Below are 17,868 nucleotides of genomic sequence, written 5' to 3' on the forward strand. Positions count from 1 at the left end.
AATAGTAGCATTGGAGATACTGCAAGGTCTTTGCACGTTTTGAACCTTTTTTATAAAAATTTAACTTTTGATGGAAACGCTTAAAGTAAAGTGTGATCCATGAGATACCATTCCAGAGTCAAAAAAAAAAGGACATGCTCCACTTCGCTTCACACGAAGTAGAACACATCCATCTCATTTATCACACATCTGAATGAACCACTGTAATACGATATTTAATTCGCAGAAGGATGATAAGCCGTTCCCCCGTTCTTTCGATACTGCACTGGCGAAATGCCCATTGTTTTCTTAAATGCAGTGCTGAAATAATGCTGGGTATCATAACCTACACGCTCAGCTATGGTGTGAATCGGCAGTGTTGTTGAATCTAATAACTGTATAGCCTTGCGAATACGAGCATGCGTGACAAGTGTGACAAAGGAATCATTCAGCTCTTTCTTCAGCACACGACTAAGATACACGGCAGATACTTGTAGACGGGAAGCGAGCGATTCCAGAGTCAGTTCCCGCTCGGCATACTCCTCGTGAATAAGTTGTCTTGCCCGGCGAACCAGAGGCGACAACTGCACTTCCCCGTATACCCGTTCCCGGCAATGACGGTACGTATCCGGCGTTTCTTCCAGTGTCCCTGCATGTGTCTCCACATGAGCATGAATGGCAATATTCAGGCAAGAACTGATCTGCTGTTCCAGAAGGGACTCTATTTCTTCAGGGGCTTCCTGCCACAGACATATGCCGATCAACCCGCTTACGTCCCGAAACAGGACATGTGGCACGTCCCCCAGCAGTTCACTAATTATATTTTCCACTGCATACAGAAACAACTGACGATCATTCTCTCTCAGTATCGTCTGACGAGCTTCAGCGGCAGGCCAGCGTACGACCCCAATCTGCACAGGTGGGACGGCGGGTAACCGCAAAAACACAAGCTGCTCCGTCAGATCCCTCCCTTCAGCCTGCCCCTCCAGCCACTCCAGCATAAATCGCTGGCGAAGCAACGGGATATTACGTTCAATCTGATGAGCTGCCTGTTGTACATATGCCGTCCTCTGGTGCTCTTCAGTAAGTCGCTGATGTAATCGCTCAAGTGCAGCATATAATTGTTCTGCTTGCACAGGTTTTAAGATGTAATCCTCTACGCCAAGACGAACCGCCTCCTGCGCATATGCAAATTCATCATGTCCCGAGATGATCAGGTAACGACAGCCCGAGCACTTCTGCTGAAGGGCACGGATTAGTTCGATACCGTTCAGGAATGGCATATTCATATCAACGAGAACAATATCCACACCCAAGTCAGCCGCCCGTTCCAGCGCTTCCTCGCCATCTTCCGCTTCACCAACAACCTCCATCCCAAGAGTTGTCCAGTCAATGGCATCCCGAATCCCCTCACGAATGATCGGTTCATCATCAGCGATGAGCACGCGGTATTTCTTCGCCACATGGCTATCCGGCGTAATCTCCATTACTGTGGTCGATGCGGATGTCTCATCTGTTTCAGTGGAATTTGTCACGGTCGATTTTATGAATTTTCCCATTCATTCTCCTGCCTCTCTTCATTATTGATTTGCTAGATTGGTGGGAGCTCTCGCATCAACGGATGAATGATGGTCACACTCGTTCCTTCACCTTCCTGGCTCTCCAGTTCAATACCGTACTCATCGCCAAAGGACAGCCGGAGACGGGCCTGCACATTCAACATTCCATAACTTTTGCCTGTCATCCCAGGCGAAGACGCTTCCAAACTTGCTAGAGGAGCTTCGAGCAGCTGCTGCATCTCGGCCAGTCGTTCGTTGGACATGCCTGCTCCATTATCCTGAACGGTCAGCAGCAGTCTGTTATGTTCCAATCTGGCCTCCACCCGAATGTGTCCCGGCCCACGCCTGCCCTTGATTCCATGATAGATTGCATTCTCTATCAGGGGCTGAAGCAGCAGCTTTAACACAAAAAGGTCCCGCAGTTCCTCTGGAATATTCAATGTATACTGAAGACGATCGCGGTATCGTGTCTGCTGAATTTGCAGATAGCTGGTCATATGCTCAAGCTCGGAGTGCAGTGGAATGTAATCCTGTCCTTTACTGAGCCCTATGCGAAATAATCGAGATAACGCGCCAACCATGCCGGACACATCTTCTGCACCTTCTTTGCGTGCCATCCAATGAATCGTATCCAAGGTATTGTATAAAAAGTGTGGTTTGATATGCTCCTGCAAACTTCGCATTTCAGCGTCGCGCTTCTGCCGCTCCCTCAATTCATTTAGTGATATCAGTTGTCTAATCTGTGCCAGCATTCGGTTATAACTGTTGCCAAGCATGCCAATCTCGTCAGCGCGATCGCTCCAGCGACCTGGTCTGAGATTGCCAGTCTCCGCCCTGCGCATATAGGACATGAGCCGGAAAATAGGCTGAGCAATGGAACGGGAGAACCATAAAGAGGCACTCAGGCCAAACAAACACACCACAAATACAAAGCTAACCACGTAAAACTGGATTTGGCGTACTTCGGATATCGAGTCTCTTGTGGGAAATACCCCTACCGTTCTCCAACCCGTAAAGGTAGACGACTGATACATGAATAATAACGTTCCACCTTCTGTATCGGCGGTAAATGTTCCACTCTCACCGGAGGGGAACCAGTCTGTGGGAATGTGTTCTATTAGCGGGTGCTCCGGCTTGTATACACTTTGACCTTCTGCATCCGTCACCATCACATAACCGGATTTCCCCAAGGTTACATTACGGGCAGCCTGAGAGACGGACCTTAGTTTAAGATCAATCATAATAACACCCCGCACACGTCCTGACGCTTCATCTGTTATGGAACGTGCAACCGATACAATCTCATCATCCTTGTAGCGTACATGTGTCGTGAGATTACGCTCTTTCGGCTGACCCAACACCATGAAGATGCCCGGATTGGCCGAAGCTTTTTGGTACCAATTTTCCTGGATCAGGCTCTGTTCCGCTCGGGGATACATCTCGTTGCTAATATAGTCACCATTTGCATTGACGAGAACAATCCCGGCGATTTCAGGATACAATGTTGTGAACCCCTGCAAGGTTTGTTTGATGCCATATAACCGATTTTGCTCCGTTTCGGCATTGGTGTCCATGTTCATCGGTTCGATACCTGCTTCATCATTCAGTGGCATTTTGTCGTTCATAAAAGCATCAATATCCGGGTCAAATGCAATCAGATAGGTCATGTTTTGCAAATTCTCCATTTTGCTGTTCAGAGCTTCATTCACTTTGCCAATCAGTTGCATGGTATGCCCTTCAACCTGTCGTTCAACAACCCGCTCCACCGTCCAGTTCACAAGCAACCCAAGCCCTACGGAAGGCACAATGGCGAATAACAGAAAAAGCAGCATCAGCTGGTACCGAAGGGGCATATTACGCAAGCGTAAACGCCGAATCCCGTTCCTGAAAGTGGAGAGAATCGCTCTCCTGCTCCAAGGCCTTGGACTCTTGAAATCTCCTTTGTTATTTGGCATAGTAATCATCCACATCCAAGCGTGTCACCACAGATATCCCTGTGTCCACCATCACGGGAAGCGGTGCATTTTCACCGGATGAGGATGGGGCAGGGACCGTTAACTGGTGATGCAGATGGAACAGATATTGGAGTGACCAATATCCCATATTCCAGGTTCCCTGTGCAATTGTAGCTGAGATCGTACCATTCTTGATCATATCCAATGTAGCCTTATTTGTATCAAACGAAATAATCTGCAATGGATGTCTGTCCCCCGCAGTTTGAACGGCTTCACCCGCTCCTGCTCCTCCGGTAGCTTCAGTCACAAAAATACCCGCTAGCTCCGGATGTTCCTTCATCATTCTCAGTGTTTCGTCTCTGGATACCATCGCATCACCGTGTCCGTCTGCAACTTCAACAATCTGCATGGAAGGGTATCTCTCCTTGATCGTATCGCGGAAGCCCTTCGTCCGCTCTTCATGATTTTGTTGTCCGGGCAAGGTTAATACCGCGACCTCTCCCTCACGACCCAGCAGTTCAGCCATTTTATCGGCAGCCATTACACCCGACTTGTAATTATCTGTCCCAAGAAAAGAATAGGCCTGGCTACCAGGTGCATCCGCGTCAAATAATACAACAGGGATATCTGCGTCGATTGCCTTGTTAATCGCTGGAACTAACGATTGAGGATCGATTGCAGATATGGCAATGCCCGCAGGTTTACGAGCGATAGCCTGCTCGATCACCATGGTCTGCTCCTTCGCATCATACCGGGTAGCCCCACGATATTCTACGGTCACGCCAAGTGCATCCGCGGCATCCTCGAAACCTTTGAGCGGGCTCTTCCAATACTCCAGCCCGGACTGGAATGTAATCATGATATACGTCTCTCCGATATCGCCGCGCAGCCCCCGGTCCTCCCAAGAACTGTTTACCTGACTGGTGTATTCGAATCTCAATACATACAACGCAAATGCTGAGATTAGCAAAATGTAAACAAGTAGCATTTTTTTCATTCCGTTCACTTCCTCAAGTCGTCTGATCACCTTGTACATCGTCTAAATTGTAAACGCAATCATTCAAAAAGAAAACCACCCCTTATCTTTTAAAAGCAAGCTCCTGTTGCTAACCGTGTACCTGCTGCAATAATGTACTATATGGTTTCTCCCTTTGGACGTATGATCATGAAACTAAACTACAACCAGAGGAGAGCATCATCCTTATGAATCTTGCATCTTTTTTAATCTACTGCATCGTCGTAACATTTACCCCCGGCCCCAGCAATATCGTAATTCTTTCTTCTACACAGATCGTTGGCGCACGAAAAACAATGCGTTATGTCTGGGGAGCTACGTTGGCATTTGGTCTGCTGCTTACCGCTTCAGCTTTTCTTAATCAGCTTCTTGCGGGAGTGTTACCCGGAATTCTGAAGGTGATGCAGATTGTCGGCGGCCTGTACATGGTGTATCTGGCGTACCAGATCTACAAGATGGGTACCACCGAGGATGCACCGAAACAAGTTACCGGATTCTGGAACGGTTTCATCATGCAATTTGTGAACCCAAAGGTGGTCTTGTTTACTTTCACTGTCATTCCAAGTTATGTATTGCCCTTTTATCAAAGTTCATTCTCATCGTTTCTGTTCGTGGTGCTCATTACATTCATTGGATTTCTGGCCTATTCCAGTTGGGTTGTTTTTGGCACGGTTTTCAGAACGTTGCTGAATCGCCACCAAAAATTACTGAGTATTCTCATGGCACTTTTTTTGTTATACTCAGCCATTATAGTATCCGGATTGATCTAAAGCTTGGGAGGTGTGCTGCATGGAACGGTTTAACTATAAAAAGTCGCAAGACGTGCTGGCACTATCCGCCAGCTTTACTGATTTTGCATACAAAAAACATTGCCATGAAGAGTATGCGGTTGGCGTAACCCTGCGTGGCATTCAACAATATAACCTGGACGGACAATATCAGGCGTCTCACCAAAATGGTGTCATGTTGTTTAACCGTGAACAGTCCCATGATGGAAGCTCCTATGATAAGGCTGGCATTGACTATGTGATGCTGTATTTGAAGCCGGAATTGGTAGAGGAGATTATCGGCAAAAAGGAATTGCGTTTTGGAAGTCCCATCGTCTATGATCCCGAGCTTGCACGTAAGATCCTGATGCTGAACGATGCCGTTCAACTCAGACAGAACGAAGCCGAGTGCAGCGAACGGGTCTTCGATCTGGTTCACCTGCTGGCTCAGAAGGAAATGGACACCAAGCTCTGGTTGCCTCAGGACAACCTGGTCCGCAAAGCCAAGGAAATCATGTTTTGCAGCACTGAAGATGTGCTCAAGCTGGACAACCTGAGCTCCGAATTTGGCATGTCCAAGTTTCAATTTATCCGTGAATTCAAAGCACAAGCAGGCATATCCCCCTACCAGTTTTTCTTAAACTGCAAAGTAGAGCGTGCCCGTCAATCCATCGAAATGCAGAAGGACGTCTATGCTGCTGTTGCCGATTGCGGATTCGTCGATCTGACCCATCTGAATCGACATTTCAAACGGGTATTTGGTGTCACAGCTTATGAATACATGTTGCAGCTGAACTAGTTCCATCGGATCGATAATCTCGACCCCAAATGGATATAATTTTGACGCCACTCCTGAAAATCCCCGTATAGAACGTCAATGTTTCTTAACGTTCTGTACGGGGATTAGCTTTTTTTTCCGTTGGGCAATCAGATTCTTTTCTTTCGTTTCCATATCCACACGATTGCCAACGCTGCCAATAAAATGACTCCACCATATAATATGAGTTGGATATATTCACTTCTCCCATCGGTGGTTTCTCCAAAATCTTCTTTACTTACAAGCTTGCCCGCACCCAGCAATTTCAGATCGTCTCCGGCTTGTTCAATTGGAACATTGCGACTGCACAGATTCGTATGAAGCTTATGATCCACTTCATATTGATAAGCATAGATCAGGTAGGATTGATTCTTTTCAAATTGAATGCCACAGGAGTCAGACCCTCCGTCACTCGCGAGGATTTTCATCTTTTTGGCATTAACCCCCTTCCATGCAGTACCTACATCAAAGGTATACTCTCTTAATAAACCATCATGCTTCGACTGTTGAGAATTGCCTTTATTCACCACTTCTCCCGTAAATACTGCTGCGTAGGTCTTCAATCTCTCTTGAACATCATTCTCGACACAACTGCAAGCATACACTCTCTCTCCGGGAAATAGAGCTAACCCAGACGTAACCAACAGTAAGATCAACATGCACATCACCAAACGTCGTTTCATTCCGACCGCTCCCCTCCTACATTCTCTGCTTGAATAAGCGTTGTTAAGGTTACATATTTTTATTGCTGCTATATTTATTGTAAAATTATAGCACAATATAAATATCGTTATGTCCAACATACGCAAGGACACAACATACGAAATCAACCATCACGGAGGAACTCAACATTTGATACACAACTGGAAAAAGAATATCTCATTCTCGCTGCTCGTTGCAGCGTTATGCATGATCGCTTTTATAAGCATCGCCCTGTCCATCAGTGACAACCAGATTCATCGATTTGATGACACGCTGATCGGCTGGATTCAGGGGTTGGAATCCCCTGGTATGACACAATTCATGCACCTTTTTACCTGGATCGGCAGCGAAATGCCAGTGGTCTTCATTACCATCATCGCCATGATTGTGTTATACATTTTCCTGCGACACAAACGCGAACTGCTCTTCCTGGCTTGTGTGCTCGCAGGTTCAACCCTGTTAAATGCATTGCTCAAGCTGGTATTCCAGCGTGCCAGACCTACCATTAACCGGATCATTGAAGTGAGTGGTTACAGCTTCCCCAGTGGGCATTCTATGGCAGCATTTAGCCTGTACGGTGGACTGGCCTTTCTAATCTGGAAACATGTACCCACCGTTACCGGACGTGTGCTGATGATTGTTGCCAGCGCCGTATTTATACTGACCATTGGTATAAGTCGTATCTACTTGGGAGTGCATTATCCAAGTGATATCGTAGGCGGATACTTCTTAAGTGGTTGCTGGCTCTCCACATGTATATGGTTTTATCGGCGGCATTTGGAGCGCATGTCCCAACTGCAAAGCAGAAGGCTGGCCTAGGCGGCCCGCTATTGAACTACACAAAAAAATACCCGGCTTTCCTTAACTGAAGGATAACCGGGTTTCTTTTATATTCATATGTAGTAGTCCTGAACTCGTTCAGGACCACATGGACCGCTTGTCCCATTTAAGGGAACAGACCGATCTAATTTTTTTTACACCAAATTATAACTCTTCACCATTGGATTCAATGACTTTTTTGTACCAGTGGAAACTCTTCTTCGGTGTTCTGCTCAAGTCTCCGTTACCGTCGTTGTCCTTGTTGACATGAATGAAGCCATAACGCTTCTTCATCTCTCCAGTGGATGCACTAACCAGGTCGATACATCCCCACATGGTGTAGGCAATCAGATCTACGCCGTCAGCTACCGCTTCTTTCATCTGTTCAATGTGACCTTTCAAATAATCAATGCGATAGTCATCTTGAATGGAGCCGTCTTCCTCTACCACATCGACAGCACCCAGACCGTTTTCAACCACCATCAGTGGAATCTGATAACGATCATACAGATGATTCAGCGTGTAACGCAGTCCTTTTGGATCGATCTGCCAACCCCAGTCGGAAGCTTCGAGATATGGATTTTTGATACCGCCCAGCAGATTACCTTCTGCTCTCTCAAGGGACTCATCCGCACTTTCAACCAAAGACATATAATAACTGAAGGAGTAGAAGTCTACGCAGCCTTCACGCAAAGTCTGCTCGTCTCCCGGTTGCATCTCGATCTGGATACCTTCTTCGGCGAAGAAACGTTTGGCGAATCCAGGATACGCTCCACGAACTTGTACATCACCGCAGATCATATTGGAGATTTGGTCTTTCTTCTGTGCGAGCAACATGTCGTCCGGGTTACATGTGTTTGGATAGGTGGTCATGAACGCAACCATACAGCCGATCTGGAAATCAGGGTTAATCTCATGTCCCAGCTTCACCGCTTTGGCACTCGCAACGAATTGGTGATGTAATGCCTGGAAACGAGTCTGAGGATCATCCACTCCGTCGACCAGTGTTTCTTTACCTTCAAACAGAATACCTGCAGCCATATAAGCACCCATCGGCATCGTCAGACAGTTGATTTCGTTAAACGTAAGCCAGTATTTGACCTGATCCTTGTAACGGTGGAACAGGGTTGTACAATAACGGATATAACAATCGATAACTTCACGGGAAGCCCAGCCGTTATACTTCTGTGTCAGACCAAATGGCGTTTCATAATGGGAGATTGTTACGAGCGGCTCAATATTGTATTTTTTCAACTCGGCAAAAACATTATCGTAGAACTGCAATCCCTCTTCGTTTGGCTCCAGATCATAACCGTTCGGATAGATCCGGGACCAGTTGATGGACATGCGGAACATTTTGAAGCCCATCTCTGCCATCATGGCAATATCTTCTTTGTAATGTCCGTAAAAATCAACCGCTTCATGGCTCGGATAATACGTGCCCTCTTCCAGTACAGGCGTAATCCGGCGTGGAATCGTGTGGGTTCCCCCTGTCATCATGTCAGACGTGCTTGGCCCCTTACCACCCTGGTTCCATCCACCCTCGAATTGATTGGCAGCCGTAGCGCCACCCCAGTAAAATCCTTCTTTCATTGTCATGACCAGTTCCTCCTTAATAATTAACTCATTTCGGTATAAAGTGCTTGATATTATGCGAGTAGCCGTTCCGGTCACGAATCGTTCTTCTGATCGCTGTTATCCTCGGATTTCTTTTATTCCTATTTCTAAATGGAAAAATCCCATGATAAATGCGAACACTTCGTTTCTTCAGAATCGATATCGTCCCCTTCACTACTCCCCAATAAATGAAGAACAAATTATAAATCTGAGTCAAAATGTCTTGGTAAGACTTTTACACCAGTGTACCACCCATACCCTGACACCTATTGTCATGGTATAATTATGGCATGGAAAATAACCGACTATTTCGAATGTTGCTTTTGTTATTGGAGAAAAAGAAAACCACTGCACCAGAGCTCGCCCGTATGTTCGAGATTTCTGTACGTACAGTGTATCGCGATATCGACCGTCTGAGCGCTGCGGGTATTCCCGTCTATACAACGACCGGCAAGCACGGCGGTATCCATCTGATGGACAACTATGTCATGGACAAGTCCCTGTTGTCTGAAGAAGACCAGAATGAAATTTTGATGGGACTATACAGCATCAGTGCGATCCCCCATCTTAACAGTGCCCATATGCTACAACGGCTAACCGCCCTTTTTGATCACAAACTGGATTGGATCGAATTCAATTTCTCACCATGGGGCAGCATCCCTCTGCAGGAGAGAGAACTGTTCAATCAGGTGAAGCAGGCTATATTAACGAATCAACTGATTACGTTTCATTATGTTAATTCAGATGGTGAGAAGAGCATTCCAACCGTGGAGCCACAGAAACTTATATTCAAAAACAGTACGTGGTACTTCAAAGGATATATCCATGATGACCCTGATCGGGAAGAATTCGAGACATTTAAGATGAAACGGATCACCCAGTTGACTTTTCTGGCGAGAAAACACGATCACTCTGTTACTGCCGGATCAAACGACCCTGAATCAGAAGCAGCTCCTGTCCTGACTCCTCTTACACTCTCGTTCTCCAGCAACATTGCATACCGAGTGTATGATTTTTTCGAACCCACCCTCATTAAAAAAGAGCCTGATGGCAGGCTCCGTGTTTCTCTCGAACTGAATGTAGGGGAATGGCTCTACTCCTTCCTGCTGTCGTTTGGTTCCGAGCTGACCGTAATCGAGCCTGTTCATGTTGGACAGGAATTGCTCAGACGTCATATCAAAGCCGTTGAACATTTGCAGAACGTCATGAACAAACTTCCCAATAATGAATGATATAATATAGGCCTATACAACTTTTGATCACAGCTGACTCTCCGTCATCCATCTGCCCGAAGGAGGTTTATCCATGCAAGACATTAGACGCAACAATGTGGAACGTTTCAAAGGTTTTGGTACGTTATACGATCAGAACCGACCAGCTGCTCCCACTGAAGTGGTGGATATTCTAACGACATATCTTGGCAGCACACCGCGTATGGTCGCAGATATTGGCTGTGGCACCGGCTTATCCTCGTGGATCTGGCTTAATGAAGCTGAACGTATCATCGGCTTTGAACCCAGCGATGACATGAGGTCTGTAGCTGAATCCAAGTGGGAATCTGCCGGGAAGCCGGATAACCTGCGGTTTGTGTCCGGCTTGTCTCACGACCTCGGACTACCAGATGGCAGTGTGGATGTGCTGACCTGCTCCCAATCGTTTCACTGGATGGAGCCGCAACCCACACTACGCGAGTTTGCACGTGTACTTCGTACAGGGGGCATATTTGCAGCCTACGATTGCGACTGGCCGCCAATGTTAGACTGGCAGTTAGAACAAGCTTATCTGCAGCTGAATAAGGAAGCAGATCAACGAGCAGCCAGTCTGGCTCCCCAGGATAGTCAGGCACACAAATGGAGCAAGGATGGGCATTTGCAGCAGATTCAGCAGTCTGGGCTGTTCCGATATGTCCGGGAAATCGTATTTCATCACCACGAGACATTCACAGCCGATCGATATGTCAATCTCGCCCTGAGCCAAGGCGGCCTGCAAACGGCGTTGAAGCTCGGAGCGGATGATCTATTAACAGCTGCTGACGAGTTCAGAGCGCTGGCTAATCGTGTATTTGACGGAGAATCCAGAAAAGTACTCTTTTCTTATCGCATGCGCCTTGGTATTGTTTGAAAACCTTCCGTTGCTTGCATCTCTCGTACATACCAAAATGAAAAAGAAGGTCCTACACGTCATAAACATGATCTGTGGGACCTCCTTTTGTCTACATCCTCAGGAAGAGAATAAGTCACTTAATTGTCGCTCCTGTACATTCAATGCCAACACCAATTTTGTTGGGTCTTGTCTTGAATAAATGACGTTAATGATATGACCTTGCTGCACCTGGGGCAGCGCAGATGACAAAATTTCTTTTTGCGTTGTCACATTGAAGGTTTCACCGTTCGTCTTTGTTATACTGAGTTTGAGCTGAAGCTTGATCTTGTTACTGCCTCCACTCCCAAGTGGAGTGACATCAAGGATCTTGGCCATCGCTTTTTCCCCTGTTCTTGCAATATCCATCATTTCAGGTGATACCCCTTGCTGTACCATCTTTTCATCCAACAATTGCTGCATATCCTCCTGTGATAATTGCCCCTTCAGATCAATCCCTACCTTGCGCTCATCCTTCACGGAGACCACTAACGGAATGAAACTGCCCGGCTGAAACTGTGCCATGGAGGTCAGCGGAATGACGGCTTTCATCTCGGTATCGTATTTCTCGCGCCCCTTACGCGACACCGTCAGACCCAATCGAACCTCAGGCTGTTCATTAATATACGTCCCCGTCTGTTGTATAGTCTTAATGACCCCAACTGCTGGTAAACCTGTCTTCACTCGACCTACGCCAAAAATATTGCTCAAAATCACAGGAACAAAGATCAGTGCAAACCCGGCAAAAATCGCAGGAGTGTACCACCATGCCTGCATAATCATAAATGGATCATTCCACATCTTCTGTGCCAGAAATGGGGAGAACCCCACTCCGAACACAGTTAATACGCCAATGAATCTCAGGAAACCTACCATATGATCTACCCTCTCTTAATCCTTCTCTTACTATCTCTATCCATACCTTTAGTTTCATGTATCTATTAATCGTTGTTATACGTATTATACACATGGGATATCACTGTCTTATAAGCAAAGACCTTCTAAATGGACACTAGTCCCATATAGATCAGTTCGGACGGATTCGCTGGATTCTGACCCAATCCCACCCGATCTCCAACTCGTGGAATCTGCATTTTGGACACCAGTGTCTCCAAGGTTCGCTGATACTGGTTACCGTTGGTCTCTGTCACATCCAATACAAGCACAACAATCGGATCAAAATTGATCAGTTTGCCTGTATCGGTGATCGTCACCACCGTTGCTGTTGCCGTTAATGGAAGCGAACCACTCGCGGCCAATTGTGCCTGCTTTGCCGAATCCAGACTTTGGTTGATGGCCTCCCGATGTTCCTTTGATACAAAACCTTTCATCATCATGCCAGTGAGTCCTTTATTCATCATTTTATCCGCTTTAGCAATCGCATCTTCCTGTTTGTTCTTTTTACCGAACCATCCCATATCAAACACCTCATTTGTTTTATTTGTTTTTAGAAGTTGTTCAAAAAGTCCACTTTTGATTACGAATCATGCCTAGCGGCATCATCAGCATCGAATATGAAATTCAGCCGAATAAGCATATGCTTACGAAGTATGTTTCCTTCGGAAACATTGTAGTTGCTCACGTAGGTCTCCTACGCTCCGCTACTCCATTTCTAGCTTCATTCCATCTTCTCGGTACTGAAAACCAGACTTTTTGAACACGTATTTATAATTAAATTATAAACACCGCGGCTTGTCCTTGAATACCCTTCTGGCGGCATACAAAAAAAACGAAAAATCCGGCAAATGAATTACGGGATAATCGTTTCTTTGGTAAAGAATTATGCTAATTCCGCAAAAAAAGATCTGCTAATCCGATCTTCATTTCACAATTGGCGGCCATATTTTGTGCCAAGTGCTTTGGCAATGCACAAAATCATGTCATAATCAGGCTCTTCCAAGCCGATTTCCGCTCTATTTTTTGCGTAACAGATAGACCAGTTTCCGATAATACATCGCGGCTTCTTTGTATTTACGCTGATCCTCGGATACTACAGCCATCCCCTCATATAACGGTTCAAGCCGCATGACATGCTGCGCTGATTCAAAATAAGGCAGACACGCAAGTGCCCGCTCCATGAAAACTTCGCGATCTCCATGCGCAAGAGCCAGATGGCTCTGGTAGAAGGTTGCGCTCATCTGCTGGTCCTGTGTTGTTGCACATTTCAAAAGTTGATCTACACTCTGCGCGAGCACGCCCCAGTTCTTCCGTGCCAGAGCTACTTCGCATCGATACACACTGACGAGCGGCTGCATTGCGATCTGTGTTTCTTCCGGTTCCTGCTGCAATAACGATTCAAATCGTTCAATCTCAGCCTGTGCCTGATCCAGTTCACCTGTCATCGTCAGCATGACAATCCGATTGTTGGCAATCGCCGTCACCAGATCTCCCTGATTGCCCGCATACACGAGGTTTGCCTCCGCCATGGTTAATGCCGAGAGCGCCTCTTGAACCAGCCCCATTGCGAAGCAATAACCACTATATGCCACATATAACCCGGACAACCGATGGAACATCCGCTGATCATAGACATGACGCATCGTAAGCTCGAATACCTGTTTTGCCTCTTCATACTGTTTGACCTGGATGTAGGCTTCCATCTTGATATTTTGCACAGACAGCCAGAATTCACTGCCAGGAAGTGCCAGCTCACTGAGCCTGGTTGCATGAGTTAATACATCCACAAAGGCCATTTTGGAGCGATAATATTGTATTTTATAGAACAAAAGTGCTTTGGCTAACGGACGCGGCAGATCAATATCATCCGGACGACCATACTTCTCCAGGTAAAAATTAAGGTAGGACGTATGTATATACTCATGAGCCGTTGCATCGTTTAATTGCTGATAATAGACCGCCTTCATCAAGGCCGTTGTCAGCTCAACGGTCAGCGTGTCATCCCGATCTGCCAGTGCATGCACCGTATCTTCGGATATCGCCGACGCTGGAACAGACATTTGTTCAAAAACGACCTCTGCCCGTTCAATTGTATCCTCGTCCTGAGCCGCAGCTTTTAGAATATAGGTAGGGGATACCCCAAGACGCCCGGCGATGGCTTCTGCCAAGTCCTCAGGTAGCGGATAACGATCCGCCAGGATATTGGCAAAGTGGGCCTGCGTGACCAGACCTTCCACAAGGTCTTTACGGGAGATTTGTTTTCTTTTGCTTAGCAGTTCAATGCGTTCCTTCAGCATGGTATCCCTGTCCTTTCTATCCTAACAAGCGAGTACATTCTATTCACATCATCGCAAAATTAGAGATATAACGCCACCCTTCCGGCGAAATCAAACGAAACGGTTTCCGTTTCCAAGGTAATTGTTTTACAATAAGAATGTATGTGTAAGAGCATTTTATCGAAATGCTGAAACATGAGCTGAATATGAAAGGATGCAAATAAATGATTATTAAACCAAGAACACGTGGTTTTATTTGTACCACTTCCCATCCTGTAGGTTGCGCTGCGCAAGTGCAGGAACAGATTGATTATGTGAAATCCCAGCCTGAGCTGAAAGGACCGCGTAATGTACTCGTGATCGGTGCTTCCACTGGATACGGTCTGGCGTCACGCGTTGTTTCTGCTTTTGGAGCTGGAGCGAATACAGTCGGCATTTATCGTCCAAGCAGTTCCACAGAGAAACGTACAGCTTCTGCAGGCTGGTACAATTCCGCTGCATTCGAAAAAGCCGCGGAGGAAGCAGGCCTGAAATCGTACAGCGTTACAGGTGATGCATTTGCAAACGAAACACGAGACAAAGCCGTTGAACTGATTCGCAGTGAACTCGGTCAAGTCGATCTGGTTGTATACAGCGTAGCCTCGGCACGCCGTACCGATCCGAACACGGGTGAAGTATTTAACTCTGTGCTGAAGCCAATCGGACAATCCTACACGAACAAAACGGTGAACTTCCACACAGGCGAAATTAGCTCCGTTACCCTCGAACCGGCAAACGAAGAGGAAATTCGTCAGACGGTAACTGTCATGGGTGGAGACGATTGGGAACTATGGATGGATGCCCTGCAACAAGGTGGCGTGCTTGCTGACGATGCAACAACCATCGCTTTCTCTTATATCGGTCCTGAACTTACCCATGCCATTTATCGTGATGGTTCCATCGGTCAAGCCAAGAATCATCTGGAAGCGACTGCACACAAGCTGAATGATCGTTTGAATGCCAAAGGTGGACGTGCGTACTTAACTGTAGCCAAGGCGCTGGTGACTCAATCCAGTTCTGCGATTCCAGTCGTGCCGCTGTACATCTCAGCATTGTACAAAGTCATGAAAGAAAAAGGCTTGCATGAAGGATGCATCGAGCAATTGCAACGTCTGTTCGCTGATCGCTTGTATACGGGAGGAGAAGTTCCAACCGATGCCGAAGGCCGTATTCGCATTGACGATTGGGAGATGAGAGCTGACGTTCAGGAAGAAGTGGCGAAGCTCTGGAATGAGTTGACCACAGAGAACATCTACGATCTGTCCGATCTGGAAGGTTACCGTCGCGAATTCTTCCAGCTGTTTGGTTTTGAAACCGATGGTGTGGATTATGAAGCAGATGTTGATCCCAACGTTGAAATGCCTCATCTGGTGAACTAAATAAGTTTTGGCGTGGACGTGAACCTAGGTTTTTGTTTTCGTTAGCACTTCTGATGTAATGCTAGAGATATGATATTAAAATCAAATGAAGAAGGAGGGGCCCTCTGGCTCCTCCTTTTTTTGTCCTTTTTAGATCCTCCCCCCTTTAACAATTCCAATTTCCGTATCCGTACACTCCTTTGTATATCCCCTAATCAAATCGATTTAAGCTGCTTTTTCAGCTCTTTTGATACCGTCTTCTCGATAGTAATGGAACGTGCTCCATGCATGGACGCAAAGAATTGAAGCCCCTCCCGAAAATTCGTAATCCATTCCTCCACAGGTGGAGCAGTCTCTTCCATCGATAACAAACGAACGGTAAGTACTCCAGTTTTGCGATCAAGTCGTGGGTCCATACGTCCAATCAACCGATCACCGTGAAGAATAGGCATGGCATAATAACCGTAGGTTCTTTTCACCTCTGGCGTATAAATCTCCCATTTATAATGAAAATCAAATAAATCAACAATACGTTCTCTTCTCCATAACAGGTTGTCCAGCGGCGGCAGGAAACGTACCGGGCCAGACGGATCATAGTGTGGCTCTTCGCTTTCCATGTGCAGCAGCAAATCCTCATCTTCAGCACGAATATAATAAGGCGTGGCCACGTCCTCCACCTTAAGCGGGATCATTCGCCCATCTGACACACGTGCAGCAATATCGGCGCGTCGTTCAGCCGCTGTAGATTTCAGCCAACCCAGACGGGGATCACGGGCATCTACAACACGATACGCATGAATGTATTTATCCAGCAGAGCCTGTCTCTGGGCCAACACATCGATGTCTTCTTTCATCGTAAGTCCCTGTTGCTGCAACTCAGATTCGGTAATATGAAAATAACGTTCATTCCCCTGCCTCGCCACCACACGAATCACAGCGGAGTCCAACAGTAGATTCAGAGCAAGTGTGGTATCCTTTGTCTTTGGCACATCTGCACTGTCCCAATAACCACTTACCCGTTCAACAGCACGGAAGGCTCTGGAAGGTAAAGGACCCTCTTCCTTCAAACGCTGTAACACATGCTGCACTGTTTTCTCTAGACCTTGTAAGGACGGAGCCAGACGCTCCCTTAATCGGGCACGCACAGGTTCAAAGAGAGCATAATCCTCGATTGGAATGACACAGGCAGCATTTGCAAAATATTCAAACACCTTGTGATCACTCAGCAACGTATTTAAGCTGTCAGCATTATAACCAGGGTCACGAGCCCCCAGCACCAAATGCTGGTTTCCGGTTACAGCAGCCACAGGATCGATCTGTACGCAACCAAGGGAACGAATCAAACTCAAAACTTGGTCAGGTCCCGAAGGTAAGGAAACTGCGGGCCAACGTCCCAGTAAGGCTTGCGTTTGCAGCAAAAAACGCCGAACGATTTTTTTATTCAAGTGCAGCGCTGTTGTCATATGTATAGGTTCTTCCCTTCATTAAATATACAAGGATTTATAGTCCAATTTATCAAGATACCTTGATTTTAACAGTCCACATGATTACTTTCCAACCAAAGAAAGAATTCAATGTCTTACTTATCCAGCAATCCGTTCCTTATGGACAAAATAAAAAGAAGCACCACCATCTTGGATGATCTGCTTCTTGTGTTTGACCTTTTGCAATTTTTCCTGCTTCGTAGGCATGAGCCGTACATGCTGGGATAACGCACCATAATCTCCGTTAACTCTTCGGCTCTGTTCCGAGCACCATTGACCTGACCGCTCTGCTTTGCGTAATGCTTTTTGTGTTTGTGTACGTGCCATAATGGATCACACACTCCTTTGGTTGATATACACTCAATATATCATGTGCAGCTACGCAAGTGAAGGTGCTTCCTACTGGAATGAGATGTACATCATTAAAAAGGCTTCCACCCAAGTA

The 17,868-nt window shown here is 46.4% G+C and carries 16 protein-coding genes; 6 read left to right on the forward strand and 10 right to left on the reverse strand.

Annotation, left to right across the window (positions count from 1 at the left end; genetic code table 11):
* Positions 1-215 precede the first annotated feature (215 nt).
* The 3 genes from MKY95_RS25730 to MKY95_RS25740 all read right to left on the reverse strand — a co-directional run bounded on the left by MKY95_RS25730 (position 216) and on the right by MKY95_RS25740 (position 4,490).
* The gene (locus MKY95_RS25730; protein WP_338708994.1) at positions 216-1,466 is read right to left on the reverse strand and encodes a response regulator; all 1,251 of its coding nucleotides are present in this window, start codon (positions 1,464-1,466) and stop codon (positions 216-218) included.
* A 104-nt stretch (positions 1,467-1,570) separates the two neighbouring features.
* Complete coding sequence (locus MKY95_RS25735; protein WP_036617523.1) at positions 1,571-3,391, reverse strand: sensor histidine kinase; 1,821 nt, start codon at positions 3,389-3,391, stop codon at positions 1,571-1,573.
* Positions 3,392-3,482: 91 nt separating this feature from the next.
* Entirely contained in the window at positions 3,483-4,490 is a 1,008-nt protein-coding gene (locus tag MKY95_RS25740) for a substrate-binding domain-containing protein (protein WP_036617104.1), read from the reverse strand.
* 206 nt (positions 4,491-4,696) lie between these two features.
* Here MKY95_RS25740 and MKY95_RS25745 point away from each other — a divergent pair, with 206 nt between their 5' ends.
* Positions 4,697-5,278: a LysE family transporter gene (locus tag MKY95_RS25745; RefSeq protein WP_036617102.1), complete on the forward strand. Its 582-nt coding sequence runs from the start codon at positions 4,697-4,699 to the stop codon at positions 5,276-5,278.
* Positions 5,279-5,297: 19 nt separating this feature from the next.
* Entirely contained in the window at positions 5,298-6,074 is a 777-nt protein-coding gene (locus tag MKY95_RS25750; RefSeq protein WP_036617099.1) for an AraC family transcriptional regulator, read from the forward strand.
* 128 nt (positions 6,075-6,202) lie between these two features.
* Here the strand turns inward: MKY95_RS25750 and MKY95_RS25755 are convergent, their stop codons facing one another.
* On the reverse strand, positions 6,203-6,775 hold the full coding sequence (locus tag MKY95_RS25755) for a hypothetical protein (RefSeq protein WP_076252894.1): 573 nt from the start codon (positions 6,773-6,775) through the stop codon (positions 6,203-6,205).
* 169 nt (positions 6,776-6,944) lie between these two features.
* Here MKY95_RS25755 and MKY95_RS25760 point away from each other — a divergent pair, with 169 nt between their 5' ends.
* Positions 6,945-7,613: a phosphatase PAP2 family protein gene (locus tag MKY95_RS25760; RefSeq protein WP_338706852.1), complete on the forward strand. Its 669-nt coding sequence runs from the start codon at positions 6,945-6,947 to the stop codon at positions 7,611-7,613.
* Between the two features lie 165 nt (positions 7,614-7,778).
* On the opposite strand, the gene MKY95_RS25765 is transcribed toward MKY95_RS25760, so the two are convergent.
* Positions 7,779-9,212 carry a glycoside hydrolase family 1 protein gene (locus MKY95_RS25765; RefSeq protein ID WP_339195052.1) on the reverse strand — a complete coding sequence of 478 codons (1,434 nt, stop codon included), beginning with the start codon at positions 9,210-9,212 and terminating at the stop codon, positions 7,779-7,781.
* Positions 9,213-9,520: 308 nt separating this feature from the next.
* Here MKY95_RS25765 and MKY95_RS25770 point away from each other — a divergent pair, with 308 nt between their 5' ends.
* Together MKY95_RS25770 and MKY95_RS25775 are read left to right on the forward strand one after the other, a co-directional pair.
* Complete coding sequence (locus tag MKY95_RS25770) at positions 9,521-10,462, forward strand: YafY family protein (protein WP_338706853.1); 942 nt, start codon at positions 9,521-9,523, stop codon at positions 10,460-10,462.
* 73 nt (positions 10,463-10,535) lie between these two features.
* Positions 10,536-11,351 carry a class I SAM-dependent methyltransferase gene (locus MKY95_RS25775; protein ID WP_036674482.1) on the forward strand — a complete coding sequence of 272 codons (816 nt, stop codon included), beginning with the start codon at positions 10,536-10,538 and terminating at the stop codon, positions 11,349-11,351.
* Between the two features lie 99 nt (positions 11,352-11,450).
* On the opposite strand, the gene MKY95_RS25780 is transcribed toward MKY95_RS25775, so the two are convergent.
* From MKY95_RS25780 to MKY95_RS25790, 3 genes are all read right to left on the reverse strand, one after another.
* A complete protein-coding gene (locus tag MKY95_RS25780; RefSeq protein WP_338706854.1) occupies positions 11,451-12,245 on the reverse strand; it encodes a hypothetical protein in 795 nt (264 codons plus the stop codon).
* Positions 12,246-12,370: 125 nt separating this feature from the next.
* Complete coding sequence (locus MKY95_RS25785) at positions 12,371-12,787, reverse strand: hypothetical protein (RefSeq protein ID WP_074096159.1); 417 nt, start codon at positions 12,785-12,787, stop codon at positions 12,371-12,373.
* A gap of 495 nt (positions 12,788-13,282) precedes the next feature.
* Positions 13,283-14,563: an XRE family transcriptional regulator gene (locus MKY95_RS25790; RefSeq protein WP_339195056.1), complete on the reverse strand. Its 1,281-nt coding sequence runs from the start codon at positions 14,561-14,563 to the stop codon at positions 13,283-13,285.
* Between the two features lie 203 nt (positions 14,564-14,766).
* Between MKY95_RS25790 and fabV the strand changes: the two genes are divergently transcribed.
* On the forward strand, positions 14,767-15,960 hold the full coding sequence (gene fabV, locus MKY95_RS25795; RefSeq protein WP_339195059.1) for an enoyl-ACP reductase FabV: 1,194 nt from the start codon (positions 14,767-14,769) through the stop codon (positions 15,958-15,960).
* A 194-nt stretch (positions 15,961-16,154) separates the two neighbouring features.
* Here the strand turns inward: fabV and MKY95_RS25800 are convergent, their stop codons facing one another.
* On the reverse strand, positions 16,155-17,402 hold the full coding sequence (locus tag MKY95_RS25800; protein WP_339195061.1) for a crosslink repair DNA glycosylase YcaQ family protein: 1,248 nt from the start codon (positions 17,400-17,402) through the stop codon (positions 16,155-16,157).
* 120 nt (positions 17,403-17,522) lie between these two features.
* The gene (locus MKY95_RS25805) at positions 17,523-17,750 is read right to left on the reverse strand and encodes a hypothetical protein (RefSeq protein WP_036617079.1); all 228 of its coding nucleotides are present in this window, start codon (positions 17,748-17,750) and stop codon (positions 17,523-17,525) included.
* Positions 17,751-17,868: the final 118 nt, after the last annotated feature.

This window comes from Paenibacillus sp. FSL P4-0176, from assembly GCF_037975265.1.
Taxonomy (GTDB): Bacteria; Bacillota; Bacilli; order Paenibacillales; family Paenibacillaceae; genus Paenibacillus; species Paenibacillus amylolyticus.